Here is a 6517-nt window from a genome sequence, read left to right as displayed (position 1 = left end):
AAGAACTACTAGCGTAATCGCGTTAAAAGATAATCAGTTTTCTCTATTGCGAATTTGAAAACTGAAAAGCCCCGCCAGAAATGGCGGGGCTTTATTTTATCTCGAATTTGTTTGAGATATTTGGCGTCGCTAAAAGGCAGCTTTACGACTGCTTATCTTCAAATCGAATCGCAAGCTGATAGAAATCTTGTACTTGTTCTTTCAACTGACGGCTGTTTTGCTCAACAGAATGCGTTGCTGCTAAGTTTTGCTCTGCGGTCGACGCAATAGAATGAATGTGCTGGTTTACATCACTAGATAGCTTTAACTGGTTGTTCGCCGCTTCTGCCACATCAACCATCAAGCCACTCATGCTTTGCATCATCTGTTCAACTTCAGACAAACGCAGAGCGCTTTGCTCAGCAACTTGAGAACAGGCATCGGTTTGCTCTTTGTTTGCCAAAATATCTTTCTGCCAACCTTCTATCGTCGAAAGCATGGCGGAGATAGACACTTGAATTTGCTCCGTCGCATTCGACGTACGTCCAGACAGTGCGCGAACTTCATCAGCAACAACAGCAAAACCACGACCTTGCTCACCTGCCCTTGCTGCTTCGATCGCCGCGTTCAGCGCCAGCAAGTTGGTCTGCTCTGCGATACCACCGATTTCAACCATCAAATGATTCACTTTCTGTGCCTGATCGCTCAGTTGATACGTCGTTTCCGTTGCTTTTTCAGCTTGAAGACTCAATTGAGCTAGGTTGGTATGCGTTTGATCGATCGTCTCTTTGGCCATCATGCATGACTTCAAGGTGTCATCAATCAGCATATGCGCATCGTTGGTGCTTGAAGATACCGAATTCGCTGAAGATTCCACTTTTTGCGTCGCATCTCGCACGCGTCGAATATCACTGTTTTGTTGGTTCAACGCGGCTGAAACCTCAGCAGTTGTTTGACTGAGTTCTTCAGCGCAATTTTGCAGTGGCAGCGCCGAATCGGTCATTCTTCCCAATACGGTTCGAATCCTTGCAGACAACATTTTGATATGGAAATCAGCAATCGAAAATGCGCTATTGCCTGAATAGATCAAACGGCTCACGCTGTCATACTGCTTTTGCAGCTTTTTGAGCTGTTGAGGCGTATCAATCAACTCTTGGCGGAACAATAACGCTAAGACGCTCGCTGGTAATGCACTTGCAAGCCAAGCAAGCGGACCTTCAACAGATAGTGCGTACGCTGCGGCAGGTGCAGTTAATGCACCCAGTAGGATCGCATAGCGAACCGTTTCGTTAATTTTTAACGACCAGGTTCTACCCGCTTTCTCGGCGGCTAGCATCCCCTTGTAAGCTTTTGCAGCAATATCCACCCATTCACGCTTAGGCTTAACGCGCACAGATTGATAACCGACAACTTGGTTTTTTTCATAGATAGGCGTTACGTAGGCATCTACCCAGTAATAACCGCCAGATTTGGTGCTGTTTTTAACCATACCTCGCCACGCTTTGCCTTCTTTAAGGCGTGCCCACATATCACCAAAAGCGGCTTTAGGCATGTCACTATGACGGACGATATTATGATTCTGACCGACTAACTCCTCGTGCGTGTATTCTGCAACGCGACAAAACGCGTCATTACAATAAGTAATAACGCCTTTTAAGTTAGTGGTCGAAACGAGTTCTTCAAGTTCTCCGACGAGGGTTTCTTGAGCTTTCTGAGAAAAATTGGCTGACATAGACGATACTTCTATAATTTTTATTAGTTTTCGGTGAGATGTATACAGGATTATTGTTTTTATTACAAAATGTTAGATAAAAAGTATTATCAATACGACATTTTTAGTGTGGGAATTATCATCACTGGCAGAAATTTGCGCGTTACCAGTCAAAATTTGAGCTAATAAACAAAAAACTCAGCGTTCAGATGCTGAGTTTTTCTGTGACAGGTTGAAAGTTAGGCTATTTGGGATTCTGTTTTGTTATTCGTTTTCATCGCAAAGATCACAATCACGAGCAATACGAACGGAAGAACATACAAGTTCAGGTTTTGCCAACCGACTGTCGATTCAAGCCAGCCAGAAAGTAAGGCAGTAATGGTGACACAGCTGAACACGAAGAACTCATTAAACGCCTGCGCTTTGCTGCGGTTTTTCGCTTCGTAACTTTGGCTAAACAGCCCCGTTGCAGCGATAAACATGAAGTTCCAACCTACGCCCAACAAAACTAAGGCAAGGCTAAAGTGCCAAATGGACACACCATGAATGTTAATCCCTATACAAGCAATGAACAGCACGCCACCCGCTAGGATCATTTTCTTTGCGCCGAACTGCTCAATTAATCGACCAGTAATAAAGGCTGGAGCGAACATGCCGAGCACATGCCACTCAATCACACCTGCGGCTTTGTCGAAATCGAAACCACAACCAATCATCGCCAAAGGCGTCGCTGTCATTAGAATATTCATCACCGCATAAGCCACCATTGCCGCTAACACAGCAATCATAAAGTTCGGGCGTCTTATGATGTCACTAATAGTATCGGCTTTAACATGCGATAGCTGAGTATGCGCTGGCGGGAACCGAATCGTTTGAAGCAATACAAGCGCGGTGATGTAGAGAACAATCAGGACAGAAAAAGCACTCGTATACAAACCATCGTCTGACCATTGTTGCGAATACACCGCTAAATTCGGACCGAGAATAGCCGCTAATACCCCACCCGCCATAGATATTGAAATTGCTCTGTGTCTTGCCGATTCTTCACACACTTCTATTGCAGCAAAACGATAGAGCGTGCCAAAGCCGATTCCGACACCGAGCAAAAACGTAGAAAAACAGAATAGATAAAAGGTTTGTTGGCTTAACGCGTACGTCGCCAAACTTGCGCCCACGATGCCGATGAGGTTACCTAGGCTAAAGCCCAAACGACGACCGAGTTTCCCCATAATCAATGATGCAGGTATCGTTGCCGCCATTAAACCGAGAAACTGAAGTGCGACAGGCAAAGTAATAAAGCTCGGTGACGGGGCAAGTGTTTTGCCAATGAGCGCGATCACCGAGATCAAGAGAATGTTTCCTGTCATCAAGAGTGCTTGGCACAACGATAACAACCATACGTTACGATTCAAATCCATTTCCTTTGGTTAAAATTCCTTCAAACAACATATAGGAAAGACCGCGTAATAGAAAGAGATGCGATTAATTCTCAATAAAAAGAGCCAGAGACATAGTGCCTCTGGCTCTTTAAGTACTCGCTTGTTAAAAATGTTCTTGCTGCTGAGCTTATTTGCTACGGCGCGCTTTTACTGCTTCAGAAAGCTGACGAAGTACCGTTTCCGTATCGTCCCAGCCGATACATGCATCAGTAATCGACTGACCGTAAGTTGCCACTTTACCATCCACTAAATCTTGGCGGCCTTCAACCAAATGAGACTCGATCATCACGCCAAAGATTGCATCTTCACCACCAGCGATTTGCTCTGATACATCATCAGACACTAGCATTTGACGTTTGAACTGCTTAGAGCTGTTCGCGTGGCTAAAATCGATCATCACTTTCTTCGGTAGACCTGCCGCGTCCAACTCGTCTTTGATTTGAGCAACGTGTGCTGCACTGTAGTTTGGTTCTTTACCACCACGTAAAATGATGTGGCAGTCTGGGTTACCTGCGGTTTCAACAATCGCTGAATGACCGTACTTCGTTACCGATAGGAAATGGTGAGAAGCACTTGCAGAACGAATAGCATCGCTCGCGATTTTAATGTTACCGTCAGTACCGTTTTTGAAACCAACCGGGCAAGAAAGACCAGAAGCGAGTTCGCGGTGAACTTGCGATTCCGTCGTGCGTGCACCAATCGCGCCCCAGCTGATCAAATCCGCCACGTATTGAGGTGTGATCATGTCTAGGAATTCACTCGCTGTCGGTAGGCCCATATCAGTAAGGTCCAAAAGCAGCTTACGTCCAATACGCAGACCGTCATTTAGCTTAAATGTGTCGTTCAGGTATGGGTCGTTGATCAAACCTTTCCAGCCTACTGTCGTGCGTGGTTTTTCAAAGTAAACACGCATCACAACTTCCAGTTGCTCACCAAGTTCATCACGCAACACTTTCAGCTTTTTGCCATATTCAACTGCAGCTGCAGGGTCATGGATAGAACAAGGACCAACGATCACAAGTAAACGATCATCTTTTCCTTCAAGAATATTGTGAATGGCATTACGGCAATCAAAAGTGGTCGAAGAAGCGGTTTCGGTCGCTGGGAACTTCTCTAGAACTGCAACAGGGGGCAATAACTCTTTTACTCTATTAATTCTTACATCATCAGTTTGAAACATTACTTCTACTTCCTGGTTGTTATTTCCGACCCAATTTTTGCCAACTGTACTCATTGCAACATTGTTCACAAAGCGAGCAGCAACAAGGGCTCCGGTGATTATCTGTCTATCATTCCAATTAACTTATCGGCTTCCCCATAGACTTGCAATCACTTTTTGCAAATAAATGCAAACAAATTACAACCGTTAACTATCTCGCACATCGTAAAATAATGTTTACACGAAAAAGTTCAAAATAATCATCAATTTTCTTATGACACTAAAAATCTTTACTACAATGTAAGAAATATCAGAAGTTTGTGAGGTGTTATTGGGTAATAAATGTTGATCAAGTTCAAAGATATTGTTGCTTGATGTGAAATCATTAGAATATTGAACTAATTTCTTATAAACGCTGGTTTTTTCTAAATTTTTGATAAAACAAAGTAGAAGTTAATATGCAATCAATACAAGGAAACATTATGAACAAAGTAGCAATTGCAGTAGCAGCAGTGGTAGCTGGTAGTAGCGCGCTTTTAAACTCTGCTCAAGCTGAAATGTATATCGGGGGCAAAGTGGGCATGACTACACTTGACGATGCTTGCTATCTAAATAGCCCTTGTGATGATGAAGCTTTTGGTGCCGGACTACATATCGGTTATGACTTTACCGATTTCATCGGTCTAGAGTACGGTGTCGATTTCTTAGGCGACTACAAAGCGAACTTTAAGTCAGGAGCTAGTACAGTTGATACGATCGACGGCAATTTAACGGCTTTAACACTTGCACCTAAATTCAACTGGCATCTAAACGATTCTTGGAACTTATTCGCTAAGATCGGTGGTGCGTACATGATGTCTGAAGACGAAAAAGATTTCGTTGCAACAGGCTCACTAGGTGCTGAATATTCGATTGATAGAAACTGGAGTGTTCGCGCTGAGTACCAACGTTACCAAGATATGTCGGATGACGTTTGGGACGATATGGACGCAAACTTCTTCGGTATCGGCGTTAACTACAAATTCGCAGCTGCGCCAGTGGTTGCTGCTGTTGTAACAGAAGAAGTAGTTGAGCCAGATCCAGAACCAGTACTAATGAGCAAAGTTCACAAAGAAGAGTACGGTACAGGCACGTTTGAGTTCGACAGTGCGAAACTTACTGAGTCTGTTTCTGAACGTCTGGACAACTTTGTTTCATTCCTAAACGAATACCCACAAGCTCAAGTTGAAATCACAGGTTACACTGATAGCTCAGGTCCTGCGGCTTACAACCAAAAACTGTCTGAGCGTCGTGCTCAAGCTGTGGCAGATTACATCACTGGCGCTGGCATCGATGCTGATCGCCTGACAGTGAAAGGTATGGGTGAAGAGAATCCAGTCGCTGACAACAGCACTCGTGAAGGTCGTGAGAAAAACCGTCGCGTAGAAGTTGTGGTTCCTTCGTTCGAATACCAAGAGATGGTTCAACCATAATCTGAATGTTCACACATTCTCATCAAAAGGGGTGCGCTTGCACCCCTTTTCACTTTCAGGATTTTTGGATTTTTGGATTTTTATAAAGGAAATGAAATCAAGAAATGAAGATTCAAGCATCGTCCATCGATAGTAAGCACTTATCTCTTCGGATAAAAAACGAGATTATTTCCTTCGACCATGACACAGTCCATCCCAGCAGAATGAGCTGCACGTTTACCCAATTCTGTATCTTCAAAAACCAGACAGCTTTGCGCGTCAATCCCTAATCTATCTGCGGCTAATAAAAAAGTATCCGGACAAGGTTTGTGATTTTCGACATCACTAGCCGTCACAACGGCATCAAGCTTGTCGATCAACCCTGCATGACTGAGCAGACGCATCGCACTTTCTCGCTGACTTCCCGTTCCGACCGCAATTTTCTTTTGGCCTAAATATTCCTCAAGAACAATGCCTGTGCACTGGATGACATCGCCCTGCAACTCCATCGCGGCAAACGTCTCCATTTTGAATTTTGAAACCGTTTGAGGATCTAGAGATAACCCATAATGACGATTCAACTCAGCGACAATTTTAAAACTCGGCATTCCACCTAAGCTGTGTAACCACTCCTGACAAAAGGGAAAATCAAATCGGTCAGCCGTTGCTTGCCAAGCCGCAAGGTGGGCAGGCATGGTATCAATCAAGGTACCATCCATATCGAAGATGAATCCTTCGTATGGCCTAAAATCAATCGTGCTCATCTCTTTTCTTCTAT

General features: G+C 44.1%; 5 protein-coding genes. 1 reads left to right on the top strand and 4 read right to left on the bottom strand.

All coding sequences use genetic code 11. The features are described 5' to 3' along the window. Positions 1-142 precede the first annotated feature (142 nt). The 3 genes from BIW15_RS16805 to aroG form a co-directional block, all read right to left on the bottom strand. Positions 143-1711 (bottom strand): PAS domain-containing methyl-accepting chemotaxis protein, encoded by a 1569-nt coding sequence (locus BIW15_RS16805; RefSeq protein ID WP_077281317.1) that lies wholly within the window; start codon positions 1709-1711, stop codon positions 143-145. Between the two features lie 218 nt (positions 1712-1929). Then, a complete protein-coding gene (locus BIW15_RS16800; RefSeq protein WP_025442608.1) occupies positions 1930-3102 on the bottom strand; it encodes an MFS transporter in 1173 nt (390 codons plus the stop codon). A gap of 154 nt (positions 3103-3256) precedes the next feature. Next, on the bottom strand, positions 3257-4309 hold the full coding sequence (gene aroG / locus BIW15_RS16795; RefSeq protein ID WP_005463529.1) for a 3-deoxy-7-phosphoheptulonate synthase AroG: 1053 nt from the start codon (positions 4307-4309) through the stop codon (positions 3257-3259). Between the two features lie 461 nt (positions 4310-4770). On the opposite strand from aroG, the gene BIW15_RS16790 reads away from it, so the two are divergent. Beyond that, entirely contained in the window at positions 4771-5760 is a 990-nt protein-coding gene (locus BIW15_RS16790; protein WP_005463527.1) for an OmpA family protein, read from the top strand. 140 nt (positions 5761-5900) lie between these two features. Here the strand turns inward: BIW15_RS16790 and BIW15_RS16785 are convergent, their stop codons facing one another. Next, entirely contained in the window at positions 5901-6503 is a 603-nt protein-coding gene (locus BIW15_RS16785) for a beta-phosphoglucomutase family hydrolase (RefSeq protein WP_031814814.1), read from the bottom strand. Positions 6504-6517: the final 14 nt, after the last annotated feature.

Origin of the sequence: Vibrio sp. SALL6, from assembly GCF_002002385.1 — a bacterium.
GTDB lineage: Bacteria > Pseudomonadota > Gammaproteobacteria > Enterobacterales > Vibrionaceae > Vibrio > Vibrio parahaemolyticus.
The sequence above is the reverse complement of the archived record's forward strand: the minus strand, read 5'-3'. Positions and strand labels throughout refer to the sequence as shown.